At 61.4% G+C, this 16,838-nt stretch carries 15 protein-coding genes; 8 read left to right on the top strand and 7 right to left on the bottom strand.

Going from position 1 to position 16,838, the window contains the following annotated elements:
• The first annotated feature begins 83 nt into the window (after positions 1 to 83).
• The 4 genes from Q7V46_RS09780 (at position 84) to Q7V46_RS09765 (ending at position 5,578) form a co-directional block, all read left to right on the top strand.
• On the top strand, positions 84 to 2,054 hold the full coding sequence (locus tag Q7V46_RS09780; protein ID WP_304913332.1) for a DNA topoisomerase IV subunit B: 1,971 nt from the start codon (positions 84 to 86) through the stop codon (positions 2,052 to 2,054).
• Positions 2,055 to 2,187: 133 nt separating this feature from the next.
• A complete protein-coding gene (parC, locus tag Q7V46_RS09775; RefSeq protein ID WP_304913331.1) occupies positions 2,188 to 4,530 on the top strand; it encodes a DNA topoisomerase IV subunit A in 2,343 nt (780 codons plus the stop codon).
• Entirely contained in the window at positions 4,530 to 4,709 is a 180-nt protein-coding gene (locus Q7V46_RS09770) for a hypothetical protein (RefSeq protein ID WP_304913330.1), read from the top strand. The genes parC and Q7V46_RS09770 overlap by 1 nt, the downstream gene beginning before the upstream one ends.
• A gap of 323 nt (positions 4,710 to 5,032) precedes the next feature.
• Positions 5,033 to 5,578 (top strand): phasin family protein, encoded by a 546-nt coding sequence (locus Q7V46_RS09765; RefSeq protein WP_304913329.1) that lies wholly within the window; start codon positions 5,033 to 5,035, stop codon positions 5,576 to 5,578.
• Between the two features lie 87 nt (positions 5,579 to 5,665).
• Here the strand turns inward: Q7V46_RS09765 and Q7V46_RS09760 are convergent, their stop codons facing one another.
• From Q7V46_RS09760 to Q7V46_RS09745, 4 genes are all read right to left on the bottom strand, one after another.
• Positions 5,666 to 6,019 (bottom strand): DUF5368 domain-containing protein, encoded by a 354-nt coding sequence (locus Q7V46_RS09760; protein WP_304913328.1) that lies wholly within the window; start codon positions 6,017 to 6,019, stop codon positions 5,666 to 5,668.
• An 18-nt stretch (positions 6,020 to 6,037) separates the two neighbouring features.
• Positions 6,038 to 7,402: an NAD(P)/FAD-dependent oxidoreductase gene (locus Q7V46_RS09755; protein ID WP_304913327.1), complete on the bottom strand. Its 1,365-nt coding sequence runs from the start codon at positions 7,400 to 7,402 to the stop codon at positions 6,038 to 6,040.
• A gap of 420 nt (positions 7,403 to 7,822) precedes the next feature.
• On the bottom strand, positions 7,823 to 8,215 hold the full coding sequence (gene crcB / locus Q7V46_RS09750) for a fluoride efflux transporter CrcB (RefSeq protein ID WP_370690314.1): 393 nt from the start codon (positions 8,213 to 8,215) through the stop codon (positions 7,823 to 7,825).
• A 100-nt stretch (positions 8,216 to 8,315) separates the two neighbouring features.
• Positions 8,316 to 9,332: a recombination-associated protein RdgC gene (locus Q7V46_RS09745; protein WP_304913326.1), complete on the bottom strand. Its 1,017-nt coding sequence runs from the start codon at positions 9,330 to 9,332 to the stop codon at positions 8,316 to 8,318.
• 281 nt (positions 9,333 to 9,613) lie between these two features.
• On the opposite strand from Q7V46_RS09745, the gene Q7V46_RS09740 reads away from it, so the two are divergent.
• On the top strand, positions 9,614 to 10,819 hold the full coding sequence (locus tag Q7V46_RS09740) for a PQQ-dependent sugar dehydrogenase (RefSeq protein ID WP_304913325.1): 1,206 nt from the start codon (positions 9,614 to 9,616) through the stop codon (positions 10,817 to 10,819).
• A 22-nt stretch (positions 10,820 to 10,841) separates the two neighbouring features.
• Here Q7V46_RS09740 and Q7V46_RS09735 read toward each other — a convergent pair whose 3' ends face one another.
• The 3 genes from Q7V46_RS09735 to Q7V46_RS09725 form a co-directional block, all read right to left on the bottom strand.
• Positions 10,842 to 12,137 (bottom strand): TRAP transporter large permease, encoded by a 1,296-nt coding sequence (locus Q7V46_RS09735; RefSeq protein ID WP_304913324.1) that lies wholly within the window; start codon positions 12,135 to 12,137, stop codon positions 10,842 to 10,844.
• Positions 12,130 to 12,633 (bottom strand): TRAP transporter small permease, encoded by a 504-nt coding sequence (locus tag Q7V46_RS09730; protein ID WP_304913323.1) that lies wholly within the window; start codon positions 12,631 to 12,633, stop codon positions 12,130 to 12,132. Before Q7V46_RS09730 ends, Q7V46_RS09735 begins: the two co-directional genes overlap by 8 nt.
• Before the next feature lie 180 nt (positions 12,634 to 12,813).
• Positions 12,814 to 13,779 carry a TRAP transporter substrate-binding protein gene (locus Q7V46_RS09725; RefSeq protein WP_304913322.1) on the bottom strand — a complete coding sequence of 322 codons (966 nt, stop codon included), beginning with the start codon at positions 13,777 to 13,779 and terminating at the stop codon, positions 12,814 to 12,816.
• 130 nt (positions 13,780 to 13,909) lie between these two features.
• On the opposite strand from Q7V46_RS09725, the gene Q7V46_RS09720 reads away from it, so the two are divergent.
• The 3 genes from Q7V46_RS09720 (at position 13,910) to Q7V46_RS09710 (ending at position 16,764) form a co-directional block, all read left to right on the top strand.
• On the top strand, positions 13,910 to 14,869 hold the full coding sequence (locus tag Q7V46_RS09720; protein WP_304913321.1) for a LysR family transcriptional regulator: 960 nt from the start codon (positions 13,910 to 13,912) through the stop codon (positions 14,867 to 14,869).
• 139 nt (positions 14,870 to 15,008) lie between these two features.
• Positions 15,009 to 15,785: a putative hydro-lyase gene (locus Q7V46_RS09715; RefSeq protein WP_370690319.1), complete on the top strand. Its 777-nt coding sequence runs from the start codon at positions 15,009 to 15,011 to the stop codon at positions 15,783 to 15,785.
• 13 nt (positions 15,786 to 15,798) lie between these two features.
• Positions 15,799 to 16,764 (top strand): TRAP transporter substrate-binding protein, encoded by a 966-nt coding sequence (locus Q7V46_RS09710; protein WP_304913320.1) that lies wholly within the window; start codon positions 15,799 to 15,801, stop codon positions 16,762 to 16,764.
• Positions 16,765 to 16,838 lie beyond the last annotated feature (74 nt).

Genomic DNA, 16,838 nt, shown 5'->3' with positions numbered 1-16,838 from the left:
AGTTGCATCAGCGAGACGCGTCAGCTTGCAGACATGTGATTTTGTACAGTATTTTGAGGGTTCGGCGCTTACAATCCGCCCCCATGGCAAGCAAACCTCTCTCAGACTATTCCGAAGGCTCCATTCGCGTTCTCAAAGGACTGGAGCCGGTCAAACAGCGCCCGGGCATGTACACCCGCACCGACAACCCGCTGCACATCATTCAGGAAGTGCTGGACAACGCGGCCGACGAGGCGTTGGCCGGGCACGGCAAAAAAATCAAGGTCACGCTGCACACCGATGGGTCGGTCAGCGTGGAAGATGATGGTCGAGGCATTCCCTTTGGCCTGCACCCGGAAGAAAACGCGCCGGTGGTCGAGCTCGTGTTCACCCGCCTGCACGCCGGTGGCAAGTTCGACAAGGGCAAGGGCGGTGCGTACAGCTTCTCCGGCGGCCTCCATGGTGTGGGTGTGAGCGTGACGAACGCCTTGTCCACCCGCCTGGAAGTCACGAGCTACCGCGAAGGGCAGGTGGCGCGCCTGGCGTTTTCTGGTGGCGACGTGGTTGAGCCACTGGTCATGACCTCCAAAGGCGAGGGTGACCGCAAGCAGGGCACGACCGTGCGCGCCTGGCCGGACGCCAAGTATTTCGAAACCGCCGCGCTGCCCATGAGTGAACTCACCCACCTGCTGCGCAGCAAGGCCGTGCTCATGCCCGGGGTTTCGGTGACGCTGGTGAACGAAAAGACCAAGGATGCACAGAGCTGGCTCTACAAGGGCGGGCTGCGCGACTACCTGCAGCAAACGCTTCATGGCGAACCCGTGATTCCGCTGTTCGAGGGCGAGGGCTTTGCCGATGCGAAGGACGACAACTTCGCCGAAGGCGAGGGCGCCACCTGGTGTGTGGCCTTCACAGAAGACGGTCAGCCGGTGCGCGAGAGCTACGTCAACCTGATTCCCACCAGTGCCGGTGGCACGCACGAAAGCGGTTTGCGCGATGGTCTGTTTCAGGCGGTGAAGAGCTTTATCGAGTTGCACGCGCTGTTGCCCAAGGGGGTGAAGCTGTTGCCGGAAGACGTGTTCGCCCGTGCCTCTTATGTCCTCTCAGCCAAGGTGCTGGACCCGCAGTTTCAGGGCCAGATCAAGGAGCGTTTGAACTCACGCGACGCGGTGCGCCTGGTGTCCAGTTTTGTGCGTCCTTCGCTGGAACTCTGGCTCAACCAGCATGTGGACTATGGAAAGAAGCTCGCGGAACTGGCCATCAAGGCCGCCCAGTTCCGCCAGAAGGCGGGGCAGAAGGTCGAGAAGCGCAAGGGCTCCGGCGTGGCCGTGTTGCCAGGCAAGCTCACCGACTGCGAAAGCCGCGACCTGGCGCACAACGAGGTGTTCCTGGTGGAGGGGGACTCCGCCGGTGGCAGCGCCAAGATGGGGCGCGACAAGGAATGCCAGGCGGTGCTGCCACTGCGTGGCAAGGTGCTCAACACCTGGGAGGTGGAACGCGACCGCCTGTTCGCAAACAACGAGATCCACGACATCGCCGTGGCCATTGGTGTGGACCCGCACGGGCCGAACGACACCACCGACCTCAGCGGCCTGCGTTACGGCAAGGTATGCATCCTGTCGGACGCCGACGTGGACGGCTCACACATCCAGGTGCTGCTGCTGACCCTGTTTTTCCGCCACTTTCCCAAGCTCATCGAGGCCGGTAATGTGTACGTGGCGCGTCCGCCGCTGTTCAGGGTGGATGTACCCGCGCGCGGCAAGAAGCCCGCGAGCAAGCAGTACGCGCTCGATGAAGGCGAACTGCACGCCATCCTGGACAAGTGCGCCAAGGACGGGGTGCCGGCTGACAAATGCCAGGTGAGCCGCTTCAAAGGGCTTGGCGAAATGAACGCCGAGCAGCTTTGGGACACCACACTCAACCCCGACACGCGCCGTCTCATGCCGGTGCAACTCGGCTCCATGGACTTCGCGAGCACCGAGGCGCTCATCACCAAGCTCATGGGCAAGGGTGAAGCCGCCTCACGACGCGAGCTGATGGAGCTGCATGGCGACTCGGTCGAGGTGGATGTCTAGAGCCACCCCCGCGCCGCTGCGCGTCACCCCCTCCAGGGGGCAACACCAGCCGTCTGGCAAAGCCAACCCGGCGGTGTTTCTGGACAATACACGTGAAGCGCGGCACCCGAACCAAAAAAATGCCTGAACACTGATGAACGACACACCTGAACTCGATCTCCGACCGGCCGACGCGCCCGGAGAAGACAACCTGGCCACCTACGCCCAGCGCGCCTATCTGGAATACGCGCTGTCGGTGGTGAAGGGCCGTGCCTTGCCCGATGTGTGCGACGGCCAGAAGCCGGTGCAGCGGCGCATCCTCTACGCCATGGACCGCATGGGTCTGGGCTTCAGCGGGAACACCGCCGCCAAGCCGGTCAAGAGCGCCCGCGTGGTGGGCGACGTGCTGGGCAAGTACCACCCGCATGGTGACAGCGCGGCCTACGACGCCCTGGTGCGCATGGCACAGGACTTTTCACAGCGTTACCCGCTGATCGATGGCCAGGGCAATTTCGGCAGCCGGGACGGTGATGGCGCCGCTGCCATGCGCTACACCGAAGCACGCCTGGCCAAGATCACAGGCCTGCTGCTGGACGAGATCGACCAGGGAACGGTCGACTTCATTCCCACCTACGACGGCTCGTTCCAGGAGCCGAGACAACTGCCTGCTCGCCTGCCGTTCAATCTGCTTAACGGCGCCAGCGGCATCGCTGTGGGGCTGGCCACCGAAATTCCCAGCCACAACCTGCGTGAGGTGGCCGACGCCTGCGTGGCGCTGATCAAGTCGCCCAAGCTCAGTGACGAAGATCTGGCTGCGATCATTCCCGGCCCGGACTACCCCGGAGGTGGCCAGATCATCAGCCCGGCCAGCGACATCGCCGACGCCTACCGCACCGGCCGCGGCAGCCTCAAGGTGCGTGCGCGCTGGAAGATCGAAGATCTGGCGCGTGGCCAGTGGCAACTGGTGGTGAACGAACTGCCACCTGGCGTGAGCACGCAGCGTGTTCTCGAAGAGATCGAAGAAATCACGAACCCCAAGGTCAAGGCTGGCAAGAAAGCGCTGAGTCAGGACCAGACCCAGCTCAAGGCCAGCATGCTCATGGTGCTGGACGTGGTGCGTGACGAGTCGAGCAAGGACGCGCCCGTGCGCCTGGTGTTCGAACCCAAGAGCAGCCGCATCGAGCAGCAGGAACTCATCACCACACTGCTGGCCCACACCAGCCTGGAAAGCTCAGCCCCCATCAACCTGACCATGATCGGTCTGGATGGCCGTCCGACTCAGAAAAGCCTGCGGCTGATGCTGAGCGAATGGATCGAGTTCCGCCAGTCCACCATCATCCGCCGCACGCAGCACCGCCTGGGCAAGGTGCTCGACCGCATCCACATCCTCGAAGGGCGGCAGCTGGTACTGCTCAACATCGACGAGGTGATACGCATCATTCGCCACAGCGACGAGCCCAAGCCCGCGCTGATCGAAGCCTTCAAGCTCAGCGAGCGACAGGCCGAAGACATTCTGGAAATCCGTTTGCGCCAACTGGCGAGGCTGGAAGCCATCAAGATCGAGCAGGAGCTCAAAGAACTGCGCGAGGAGCAGGGCAAGCTGGAAGACATTCTCGGCAACCCGGCCAGCCTGAAGCGCCTGATGGTCAAGGAGATCGAGTCCGACGCCAAGACTTTTGCGGACCCTCGCCGCACCTTGATCCAGGCTGAGAAAAAGGCCATTGCGGAGATCAAGGTGGTGGACGAGCCGGTCACGGTGGTCATCTCCAGCAAGGGCTGGGTGCGCGCGCGCACCGGCCACGGCCATGAGGCCGCCAGCTTCGCTTTCAAGGCAGGCGACGGCCTGTACGGCACATTTGAATGCCGCACGGTGGACACCCTCATCGTCTTTGGCAGCAACGGCCGTGTCTACAGCGTGCCAGTGGCCAGCCTGCCCGGCGCCCGTGGAGATGGCCAGCCCATCACCACGCTCATCGAACTCGAAAGCGGTACCCAGCCGCTGCACTACTTCGCCGGACCGGCCAACGCCACGCTGCTGCTCAGTGGCACCGGGGGCTATGGCTTTCTGGCCAATGTGGAGAGCCTGATATCGCGCCAGCGAGCCGGCAAGGCCTTCATCAGTGTGGGCGAAGGCGAAACCATCTGTGCACCCTCGCATGTGGCAAACACCAGTGGCAGCCAGACACTGCTACCCGCCACGCACGTGGCCTGCGCATCCACCGGTGGTCGCATCCTCACTTTTGAGATCGGTGAGCTCAAGTCCATGGAGAAAGGAGGTCGCGGTCTGATGCTGATCGACCTCGAAGCCAAGGACACGCTGGCCGGTGCTGCGGCCTACACCCGCAGCGTGAAGATCGAAGGCATTGGCCGGGGCGGGAAGGACCGTGACGAGACACTGGAGATCCGGAGTCTCAACAATGCTCGCGCCGCACGCGCCCGCAAAGGCAAGGCGGCTGACCTGGGCTTCAAGCCCAACCGGATCACCCGCGTGGAGTGATGGATATCAACCTCTTCGGTGTGCTGGTGGCGTTGGTCAGTGCCGCCATCGCCTTTGCTGTGGCTCGCGCGATCACGGGCGCTCGGCACAAGCGCAAGCAGGCAAGCAAGACGGCCAGTGCGCAGGTCTCGCAAAGCCGTCAGGTGCGGCGGGCGATGGCGCGCAAGGCCAGGCGCTGAACGATGGCGGGCGGGAAGGAAGTGCAGCCTCGGTGAGGCTGGTACCGGGACCGCTGAGGGTGACCCCTGCCGCTCCAGTATTCAGATGCATATCGGTGATGGCAATTCCGTGCTGCGCCTGCCCGTTGGAGTTTTTCAGACCCGGAACAGGATATGCCCTGGATTGGTGATATGTCTCTAGATTTGCTGCATCGCAGCAAAAACACTTGCTCTTGAACAAATTCTCCGTAAAATCGGCGTCATGCTGCACTGCAACATGAATCGATGATGCGATTTCTGTTCCGCTGGCGGCTCCTCAGTCACCCCACTTCAAGGAAACCGAAATGAACAACCCAACCGAACAGATCATCGCCACCAACAAAGCCAATCTGGAAGCCTTGGAAAGCGCCGCCAAGAAGGCCTACACCGGCGTCGAAAAGCTGGTCGAACTCAACATGGCTGCTTCCAAAGCTGCCATGGGTGAGTCCTTCAGCTTTGCGCAAGCCGTGATGTCGGTCAAGTCGCCACAGGAATTCATGTCTGTGCAAACAGCCTTCTTCCAGCCCATGGCTGAGAAGTCGGCTGCTTACTTCCAGCACGTGCAAAGCATCGCCACCGAAGGCGGCGCCGAATTCACCCAGCAGATCGAAGCCCAGATGGCTGATGCACAGAAGGCGATTGGTGCCTCCGTGGACCAGATGGTGAAGAACGCACCTGCGGGCTCCGAAGCCGCCATGGCCGCTTTCCAGAGCGCATTGAGCAACAGCCAGAAGGCGATCGAGTCTGCTCAGGCCACCATCAAGAAGGCCTCTGCCACCGCCCAGGCCAATTTCGAGACGGCTTCCAAGCAAGCGACCGACATTGCCAAGAAGGCTTCCAAGGCCGCTTGAGCCTGCATTGACGCGCCGCCAGCGGCGGTCGTGCTCTGTGAAATACAAAAGGCTCCTTCTGGAGCCTTTTGTTTGGGCGATGGCGATTTACGTGGTGCGTTTGCGCGGCGACAGCCAGCCCATCGCCGTGTAAGCCAGCACGACCGTTGCCACCAGGCCTGCCCCGTAGACCAGCACAATCAGGAACCAGTCGGCAGGGCCACCAGCATCGGTGAAGCCCGACGATGAGACCTTGGCCATGATAAAAAGCGCCACGCCGCCACCGAGAAGTCCAAGCAGTTCGGCGTGAATCAGGCGCCGTGGCACCAGTTGGCGTTCACGCAACAGCAAGGCAAGGAAAGCCACTGCGCACAAGGCGCCAGCAATCAGCATCAGCCACAGCCATAAGCCCAGCATTTCTTGAAACACCGACAGGAAAACCAAAGGGTCAAGTTCTTTCATGATCGTTCTCCAGAAGGGTCAGGCGCGGCCGCGCAACATGCTGAGGTAGGTGGGTTTCAGGGCCATGGTCTTCATCACCCAGCTGATCCAGAGTTCCTCCAGCGGCGCAATCACGCCGGGGAACGATGGCACAAGGTTGTCCTGATAGTCGAATTCAATCAGCATCGCCTGACCCAGTCGGGTGATCAAGGGGCAGGAGGTGTAGCCGTTGTAGGTTTCTCTGGAGGGCTGGCCGGTGATGTCACCGATCAGGTGTGCCACGGCCACCGGCACCTGCCATTTCACACTGGCGGCCGTCTTGCCTTTGGGAACACCGGCGATGTCACCCACACCGAAAACATTGGCAAAGCGCTTGTGGCGCAAAGTGTTGCGGTCCACCTCCATCCAGCCATCGGTGGCGAATGGGCCTTCGGTCCAGGGCAGGGGGCTGTTGCGCACCACGTCGGGCGCGCGCATGGGCGGTACCACATTGATGAAGTCGTAGGACTGCTCGGCGGTACCGCCCGGTGTCCTGTATGTAGCGATGCGCCGCCCCAGGTCGATGGACTGCATCACGTGCTCGTGCTGCACCTTGACCCCCCGATCCTGGAACAGCATGCGCACCTTTTCGGCCACGATCGGCACGCCGAACAAGGACTTGCTCTGCGCCATGTAGATCAGTTCCGCTTTGCTGCGCTGGTTCCGGCGGCGCAGGTGGTCGTCGGTGATAAAGGTGTATTTCAGGGGCGCGCCAGCGCATTTCATTTCGCCGGCCGGGCGGCCGAACAGGCCCACACCGCCGGTATCGGCAAAGCGCGACATCGCAGCCCAGGTCGAAGATGCTGCCTGCGGGCTGTGGTAGATGCTGCCCAGACCGTCTTCACCAATGCGTGCGGTCTCCATGCCCTCGATGGCGGCATAGTTCAGTTCCAGCCCGGTGGCGACGATCAGATAGTCGTAGGGAAGTACCTTGCCGCTGGCGGTCACGACCTTGTTGCCTTCGGGGTCGATTTCTGCCACCGTCTCGTTGATCCAATCCACACCCTTCGGAAGGTAGTCCCGGGTGTCCGACACCACATAGCTCTGCGGTTTGATGCCCGCTGCGACCAGTGTGAAGCCAGGCTGGTAGTGGTGCTGCGCTTTGGCATCCACCACGGTGATCTGCGCGCCTGTGAGGGCGGCGGCCAGGTGGGAAGCGGCGGTCAGCCCCGCAGCACCGCCGCCCGCAATCACGATGCGCGCGCTGGTTTTCACGGAGCTTCGACCAGCCGCAGCTTGAGCAGGCTGGGTCACCGCCGACAGCATGCCGGCAGCCACAGGCAGGGAGGCCATCTGTGTCAGAAACCGTCTGCGGTCTGGAGCGGTGGCCTGAAGCGTGCGAGAAAGCCTGGAATTGCTGGGCATGGGTTGTCTCCTGTTGCCGGAAGTGCCTGAAATAGGGTTCGCTCTGCATACCCGTGGGGGTTTATTAATATAGGCCGCAACACCCCGGGGCAGTCTTGACATTTGTCAATGGGTGGGGCCTGTATCTGACTGCCGACCTGCTTCTGGTTTCCATGCATCATGAGAACGCCCGCTGACAGAACCGACCCCCAAGAAGTTGCACCGTTGCAGGTGCTGGGTGAGCGCGCACCGGGACTGAAATGCAGGCGTGCTTTTCACCTCACTTTGAGGTGCTTCGGTGCGGCAAATGCTTGTCTGGCCCGCGTTCAACTTCGAAAGTCTCGGGCGCGCTTGAATGCGCCATCCGGTCATCGAGCCGGTTCAGGGACTTTGTGGCGTCAGGCTGAGGGTGTTCCGACGGTGCGCTGCGAAGCCTGGAGCTCAGCTGCCGGAGAACCATGCGCTGGCGCTGCGCATGCCGGCCCAGGTGAGCAGCAGCGAGCCGAACAGGTGCAGGCTGGCTGTGGTGCAGGCCACCAGCCAGCGGCCCTGCTGCAGCATGGTCACGATTTCCACTGAAAAGGTGGAAAACGTGGTCAGTGCCCCCAGCAAGCCGGTGACGATGGCCAGGCGCCAGACCGGGTCGATCTGGGTCTGGGTCTGAAAGAACACCACCGCAAGACCCACCCCGTAGGCACCGATCCAGTTCGCCGCCAGGGTGCCCCAAGGCAGCAGCACGGTACCTTGGCTGAGCCAGAGCCCCAGCCGCCAGCGCGCGAGGGCACCGACGCTGGCACCCAGGCAGATGGCGAGCACGCTGGGCAGGGAATTCATGGGGGTCGAGCCTCGAGTTCCGTTTGCAATGGGTTCAACGAACGATGGTTGACGTGTCGCGGAGGGGCCATGGCGGCCTCAGTACGATCGGGCGGGAGAATCAGAATGGCGGGCCTTCATCGTCGGCGGTGACTGGCTCAGGCAGGGACGTGGTGGGGGTGGCGGCGCTCGCGGTGTCGACGGCCCCTGCCGTGGCGGCGGCATCAAATGCCATTTCCCCGCCCAATGCCTCGATCAGCTCGGGAATCAGCTTCTGCAGCTCGCCCGTGGAAAGCGCCACGTCGGTGTCGAATCCGCTTTCGCCGTCGTCAGATCGGTCGTCGAACACGCCTTCGAGAAAGACCAGTTTCTTGAGCTGCAGCGACTCGGTGAGCACGAACCCAATGCGGCCTTCCCAGCTCAGTGCCAGGCGGGTGGGCAGCTTACCTTCGACGATGTGTTTGCGCACCTCGTCGGTGGCGAGGTTGTGCCGGGTGAACTTCACCACAGACTTCTCTTCATCGCCCGACTTGAGTTCGCATTCGCGCTCGATGGCGAAGCCGCCGGGCACGGCGCCTTCATCAGGGTCGGCGGAGGTGGCCGACAGCCACCGCGTCATGGCGGTTTGTGGCGTGACCTGGGTTTGCAGCAAGGTGATGGCCAGGCCGTCAAAGGCCCGCACCAGCGCCGTCACCACTTCGTCGAGCTTGCCCTGGCTGCTGGCGTCGGTGACCAGCCAGCCGTTTTGCAGGTCGATCCACACCCACACGGTCATCTGTCGTGCAAAGGCTTGTGGCAACAGGGCCAGCAAGGCGTCTTCGCGCAAAGCCTTGGTTTCTTTCTTGCCGGGCTTGCGGCCGGTGCTGGCTTCGATGTGGTCCGCCGCTTCCTGGGCCTTTTCGCGCACCACCGAACCGGGCACACCCTTGGTTTCGATCTTCAGCTTGAGGATGCGCTGGCCCGCCACCGATTCCACCAGCGGTCCGTGCGCTTCACCGCGAGGCTCGACCCAGCCCATCGCCTTGTCCTGCGTGGCGCCGCAGGGTACAAATCGACTGGCATCGAGTGCCGCTTCCATGGCGTCGAGGGTGAGAGCCCAGCCGGGCTGCATTCGGTAAATCGTGAGGTTCTTGAACATTTGATTTGTGTGTGGCGCCGTTTGATGTTGGTGTCATGGACTCGAGGTATTCAAGCATCGTGCGGCATCGCGTTCGAGGCATCAAGGTCGGGGTGGATCTTGGAATGCAATCGGACAAGTTTAGCGGCAGTCATGCTGCTTTCTTGGCTTTGACATGGGCGAGCGGATGCGCCACACGGGTGGTAACATCCCCCGCGGCGGAGGGAACTGGCCGGCCGTGCTGAGGACATGTCAACGGGGGATTCTCAATGAGGGTGTTGGATAGGCGATGGCTCGCCGCGATGCTGTTTCTCGTTGTGGTGGTGGGGGCATTTGGGCTTGGGCAGCGTTCTGTCGTCAAGCGCGACAAGGCTTACTACCTGACCCGCGATGCCCGCGCCTACCTCTCCCACGAGTGGCGAATGCTCGTGGGCGCCTTCCGTTTGCGCAAGGAATCCGACATCGAGGAGGGCAAGGAAACCATTGTCCAGAGCAATGACTTTGAGGTGCACTTGGTCATGCTGACAACACTGGGCAACACGGAGAAAACCGCCGGTTTCGTCAGAAATGGTGACGGCATGCTGCAAAAGTTCGAGCAGTTGCATGTGTTCGATCTTTGGAAGCGTTACCGCGTGTCGGAGTTTTTGCCAGACGCAGAGCCCACCACCGTACACGGAGGTGGCCTCAAGCAGGTGATGTCCTATGAAGGGAGTTTGATCGGACTGGTGTCAATGAAGGCCGATGAATGCTTCTTCGCAGCACTGATCAACTTTGATCAACGCGCCGAGCTGTTTCGATCACCCTGCATTCCCAACAACGATTTTGTCGACTTCAACAGTCTTGGTGGCGCCCATGTGGTGGAGGATGATGGCATCCTGATGTCGCTGGGCTCTCCCGCGTCCGACGAGCAGACCATTTCCAATCTGGCTCAGGACCCGAGCTCGCCTTACGGAAAAATCCTTCGTTTTGACAAGGCGCGACTGCAGGGGGTCGTCGCAGAAAAGAGTGCGTTTGAGATCCATTCCCGAGGTCACCGGAACCCTCAGGGCATGGTGCGGATGGGCGACAAGATCTATGCGGTTGACCATGGCCCCAAAGGCGGCGACAAGATCAACCGGATCCAGCCTGACAAAAACTACGGTTGGCCTCTTTACAGCCTCGGTTCCCGCTACAGCGGACAACCCTACCCCACCGCTGGGGATCCGGCGCTGTTCGAACCCGCTTTGTTTTCCTTCGTACCTTCTTTGGCGCCCAGCGACATTGCTGCGTGTCCGGAGCCCCTGGCCAGCAGATATGCGCCGTTTCAGTGTGTGTTGATCACCACGTTGCGAGGCACATCTTTGTTGATCGCGCTGATTGATGGTCAGGATCGGGTGGTTTCGATCGAACAGTTGCAGGTGGACATGCGTCTGCGTGAATTTGTACAGTTGGAGGACGGGCTGGCTGTTTCCACGGATGGCGAAGGCGTCTATCGGCTACTTTTCAAGGAAGACTTCTCGCGTTATTGAGGGTTGACATTTCGATCGTGGTTCACATGCGTCCGGGCAACCAGGTCGCAATCTGCGGGAACCACCACAGCAGCGCCAGTGCCAGCACCATCAGGAAAAAGTAGGGCATGGTCACGCGGGCGATCCAGGTGATTTCGCGCTTTGTCATGCCTTGCAGCACGAACAGGTTGAAACCGACCGGGGGCGTGATCTGCGCCATTTCCACCACGATGACCACGAAAACCCCGAACCAGATCAGGTCGATGCCGGCGGCGGTGACGGTGGGCAGGATCACACCCATGGTCAGCACGATCATGGAAATGCCATCCAGGAAACAACCCAGCAGCATGTAGAACAAGGCCAGCGCCATGATGAGCACCACGGGCGAGAGGTTCATGCCGGTGACGAATTCCGCCAAGTGTCTAGGCAGACCGATGTAGCCCATGGCCAGGGTGAGAAAGGCTGCACCGGAGAGGATGAGCGCGATCATGCAGTAAAGACGCGTGGCACCCAGCAGCGACGCGCGAAACGTGCTGGCGCTCAGCGACCCTTGAGCGGCTGAAAGAATCAGCGCACCCACCACGCCCACAGCGGCGGCTTCTGTGGCCGTGGCCACACCGCTGTAGATGGCGCCAATCACACCCCCGATCAGCAGGATCACCGGCAGGAGGTGGCGCGATTCCCGCAGCTTTTCGATGAACGAGACTTGGCCGTCGGATCGCGGCACCTGCGATGGATTGAGCAAGGCCCACACCATGAGGTAACCACTGAAGAGGGCTCCCAGCATCAGGCCAGGCAGGACACCGGCCATGAACAGCTTCGCAATCGACACCTCGGCCGCCACACCGTAGACGATCATGATGATCGAGGGAGGAATGAGCAGCCCCAGCGTGCTGGCACCACCGAGCGAGCCGACGATCTTGTCGGCCGGGTAGCCGCGCTGGCTGAGTTCCGGAATGCTCATCTTGCCGATCGTGGCGCAGGTGGCGGCCGATGATCCCGAGACGGCTGCGAAGATGGTGCAACCCAGGATGTTGGTGTGCAGCAGCCTGCCAGGCAAGGCATTGACCCAGGGTGCAAGGCCCTTGAACATGCTCTCCGACAGCTTGGTGCGAAACAGGATCTCACCCATCCACACGAACAAGGGCAGTGCGGTCAATGTCCAGCTGCTGGCAGAGCCCCAGATGGTGATGGCCATCGCATCGCCCGCCGGGCGAGACGAAAACAGCTCCATGCCGATCCATGCCACGCCCGCAAGTGTGAGTCCGATCCAGACACCGCTGCCCAGCAGAGCGAACAGCGACACGATCAGCAGCGTGGTGATGACCATGTCACTCATGACCGCGCTCCTCAGTCGCCGGGGTGCGGCGGCGTTGCAGCTCCAGCATCCACTCGTCAATGAATGCGATCAACAGTACGGTGGTGCCCACGCCCATGAGAATCTGCGGAATCCACAGCGGTGTGGCGTCGGCGGATGTGGAGATGTCGTGAAACTGGTGCGATTGCCACGCCAGCCGCCATGAATACAGCGCGAGCAGAGCGGCCAGCAATACAGCAACCGACAGCGACCACATCTCCAGTCCACGACGTGCGGCCCCTGTGAGCTTGCCGATGATGAGTGTCACGCGGATGTGCTCACCGCTTTTGAGCGTGTGTGCCAGAGCAAGAAATCCGGCACCGGCCATGGCATAGCCGGCGTATGCGTCGGTTCCCGGGACATAGAAATGCAACAGGCGACCGAAGATGGACAGCAGCACCATGACCAGCACACCGATCATGAACAGCGCAGCCAGCCAGGCCGAGCCAAGGTAGAGCGCATCGAGGAGTTTTCGCATGAGTGGGCTTCACACCGTGAGGGTGGAACGGATTGGAAGGGGAAGTGGCGCATAGCGGGTCGGCATGAGCAGAAGCGCTGCCGGCGCGAAGTGCCTTGTTCCAGAGACACCGAGGAACCGGCTCTGCCGGGCCTCTGGTGTCGCCCCCTTGAGGGGGTAGCGCGAAGCGCTGCGGGGGTGTTACTTTCTATACGCGTCGAGCATGGCCTGGCCTTCAGGCCCGGCTTTCTCCAGCCATTCCTTGAGCATGGTGTCGCCCACCTTCATCATGTCGGACTTGAGCGTGGCAGAAGGTGGCTCCACCGACATGCCGTTCGCCTTGAGCACGGCGAGTGTGTCGGTGTTGACTTTCTGGGACGCGGCCCACCCGCGCGTTTCGGCTTCTGCGGCGGCCTTGAGCAAGGCGTCCTGGGTGGGCTTGTCAAGCGCGTCAAAGGCGCGCTTGTTGACGATGACGGCGTTCTTGGGCAGCCAGGCCTGTACGTCGTAGTAGAACTTCAGGTGCTCGTAGAATTTGCTGTCCACACCGGTGGCGCCAGAGGTCATGTTGGTTTCAACGGCGCCTGTGGCCAGGGCCTGTGAGAGTTCAGCCGCCTGCACGGTGACCGGCTGCGCACCCACCAGTTCGGCAATGCGTGAAGTGGCCGGGCTGTAGGCGCGCCACTTGCTGCCCTTGAGGTCGGCGGCACTGGCCACCGGGTTCTTGCTGTAGATACCCTGCGGTGGCCATGGCACGGTGTACAGCAACTGCATGCCTTGTTCACCCAGCTTTTTTTCCAGCATGGGCTTTTGCGCCTCGTAGAGCTTCTTCGATTCGGCGTAGCTGGTGGCGAGGAAGGGCAGGCCGTCTGCGCCAAACATCTGCCATTCGTTCTGGAAGTTGGCCAGCAGGATTTCACCTGCCTGCGCCTGGCCACCTTGCACCGCGCGCTTGATTTCGGGCGCCTTGAAGAGAGAGGCCCCTGGATGCACGGTGATGGTGAGTTTTCCGTCGGTGGCCTTGGCCACGTCGCTCGCGAATGTGGCGAGGTTGACCGAATGGAAGTTGGTGGCCGGGTAGGCGGCCGGGAGGTCCCATTTTGTCTGGGCGTGGGCAGCGGTGCCAAGGGCCAATGCGGCAGCGAGCATTCCAAATTTGAACTTCATGGTTTCTCCGGGACAATGGTTGGATGATGGGAAGCAAGAGCATAAATGCAAGTAGCGGGCCAGGCATCAGGGTGTTTCCCCCTGTGCCGGAGTGCATGCACGCCATTCGATTCCAAGAAAGAATCATGTCGTGAACCTGCGTTTCGTTGAGGCTTTCTACTGGGTGGTCTCGCTCAAGAGCGTGACGCGCGCCGCGGAGAAGCTCTATCTGACGCAGTCGGCCATGTCCAGTCGCATCGCAGCGCTGGAAGATGAGCTGGGCGTGTTGCTGCTTGACCGGCGGGACAAGCAGTTCCGCCTCACCGTGGCAGGCACCCGATTCTTCACCTACGCGCAACGCCTGCTCGAACTCCAGCGGGAGGCAAAATCCGAAATGGGTTCTGGTGCGTCACTGGCAGTATCCATGCGCATCGGTGCCATCGAATCGGTGCTGCATTCATGGTTGATTCCATGGATTGAAAAGCTGCGTGGCGATCACCCTGAGCTGGCGCTGGAGCTGACTGTTGAGACCACGCCCATTTTGGTCGAGCAGGTGCAACGTGGCACGCAAGACCTTGTCTTTGCGGCATTGCCAGCGGCCGCCGACGGGGTGCGCAGCCGAAGCCTGCCGCCGATGGACATGGTCTTCATGGGCCACAAGCAGATGCATCGCAAACGCCGTTACAGCCTGGCCGAATTGGGCTCATTCGAGATACTGACGTTTCAGCGCGGTTCGCTTCCTCATGTGGCCCTGCTGGATGTGTTCCGGCAGGAAGGGGTTGAGCCCAGGCGCATACACACCATCTCGTCCATCTCGGCCATGGTGCAACTGGTGCAAGGGGGGTTTGGTGTGGCCACGCTACCGCGCAAGGCGATGGAGCGCATGCAGAACTACCCGAATTTGCGCCAGCTGAGTTGCGACGCGACATTGCAGCCCCTGCCCATTCACGCCAGCTACCGGACCGACCCCAATACGGATGCAGTCGAGACGGTCGTGAAGTCGGCGCTGGCATTCCAGACTTTGCATGCGGGTTCTGGTGGTCGGGCAAAGAATGCACCATCAACGCGCACTGTGCCCCGTTCTGAAACATCGAAAAAATCGATGAAGTGATAGAAATATTTTGAGTTTGAACTGAGGCGCCACGCACTCCACAATCCGCCCAACGTCATCACGGTGACATGTGCGGATTTCAGGAGATGCAGTGAAGAACGAAAGTGAACGGGCGATCTCGGTGTTCGGTGCCGCAGGCGTGCAGAACGCAGCGCTGGTCCGAAGCCGGATCCGGACAGGATTGTGGACCTCGCACACCAGCGGCCTTGCCGATGAGCACGTGCAGGGCAACCTGGTGGTCCTGCCCAAGGCGCAGGCCGACGATTTTCTGCTTTATTGCCAGCGCAACCCCAAGCCCTGTCCTGTTCTGGCGGTGTCCAACCCGGGGCAGCGCAGCCTGCCTACCTTGGGAGCAGACATCGACATCACCACCGATGTGCCGCGGTACCGCGTGTGGCACCACGGTGAATTGGTGGACGAACCCACCGACATCGCGTCGCTGTGGCGCGACGATCTGGTGAGCTTTGTGATCGGCTGCTCTTTTTCTTTCGAGCAGGCCTTGATGGAAGCAGGTCTTCCCTTGCGACATGTGGAGCAGGGTCGCAACGTGGCCATGTTCCGTACGAATATTCCCACCGAGGCAGCAGGTCCATTCTCCGGACCACTCGTGGTGACCATGCGTCCCATGCGCGCCAGTGCCGTGATCCGTGCTGTGCAGGTCACCTCGCGCTTTCCCAATGTTCATGGTGCACCGGTGCACATCGGTGATCCCTCCCTCATCGGCATTGCCGACCTCGCTCGCCCCGACTACGGCGATGCGGTTGACGTGATGCCCGATGAACTGCCGGTGTTCTGGGCTTGTGGCGTCACGCCACAGGCTGCGATCCAGCAGGCCCGTCCCGCGTTCTGCATCACACACGCCCCAGGCGCGATGCTGATCACCGATCTTCTCAACCACCAGCTAGCCAGTTTTTAACAAGGAGCCACCCATGAAAAAATTCCTGTTCTGCCTCTCCGCCGTCGCCTTTGCCTGTGCCGCATCAGCCCAGACGAAATGGGACTTGCCAACGGGCTATTCTGCCAACAGTTTCCAGACCCAGAACGTCCAGCAATTCGCTGACGAGGTCGACAAGCTGACGAACGGGAAGCTCAAGATCACGGTTCACGCCGGTGGCTCGCTGTACAAGGCCAATGAGATCAAGCGCGCGGTGCAAACAGGGCAAGTCCCTGCGGCCGAGTTCATCCTCTCTGGCGCAGCCAACGAGAACCCGTTGTTCGGCGTGGACTCCATTCCCTTCCTTGCCACCAGCTATGCAGGCTCCAAGCGCTTGTATGAGGCGGCCAAGCCGGCGCAGGACAAGTTGCTCGCCTCGCAAGGCATGAAGGTGTTGTTCACCGTACCGTGGCCTGGTCAGTCGCTGTACTCCATCAATCCCGTGAACAGCCCGTCCGACTTTGCCGGCACCAAGATGCGGGCATACAACCCTGCCACCACACGCATTGCACAACTGCTCAAGGCACAGCCGGTGACCATCCAGTTGGCCGAGCTGCCACAGGCCCTGGCCACTGGTGGTGTGCAGAACTTCCTTACTTCCAGCGCCAGTGGCGTGGAAAGCAAGCTGCACGAGCAGGTCAAACACTTTTACCCGGTCAGCGCATGGCTGCCGCGCAACGCCACCGTGGTGAACCAGAAGGCGTTTGATGAGCTGGACAAGACCACTCAGGACGCTGTTCTGAAGGCGGCGATGAACGCCGAACAGCGCGGCTGGGTCACCAGCGAACGGCTTGATGGCGAATACATCAAGGAGCTGGGCGCCAAAGGCATGACCATCGCCCAGCCGTCCGAAGCCATCAAGAAAGAACTGGCAGTGATTGGCGAGACCATGACCGCCGAATGGCTCAAGACCGCCGGGCCTGAGGGGCAGGCCGTGATCGACGCATACCGCGGCCGTTGAGTCCCTGCAGTGCGGCGGGCGAACCGGTGAGCCGGTCGCCTCGCTGGCTGCTCTCTTGTTGTATTGCAGACCGA

This window comes from Hydrogenophaga sp., assembly GCF_030651625.1.
Classification (GTDB): Bacteria; Pseudomonadota; Gammaproteobacteria; order Burkholderiales; family Burkholderiaceae_C; genus Hydrogenophaga.
The sequence above is the reverse complement of the archived record's forward strand: the minus strand, read 5'-3'. Positions and strand labels throughout refer to the sequence as shown.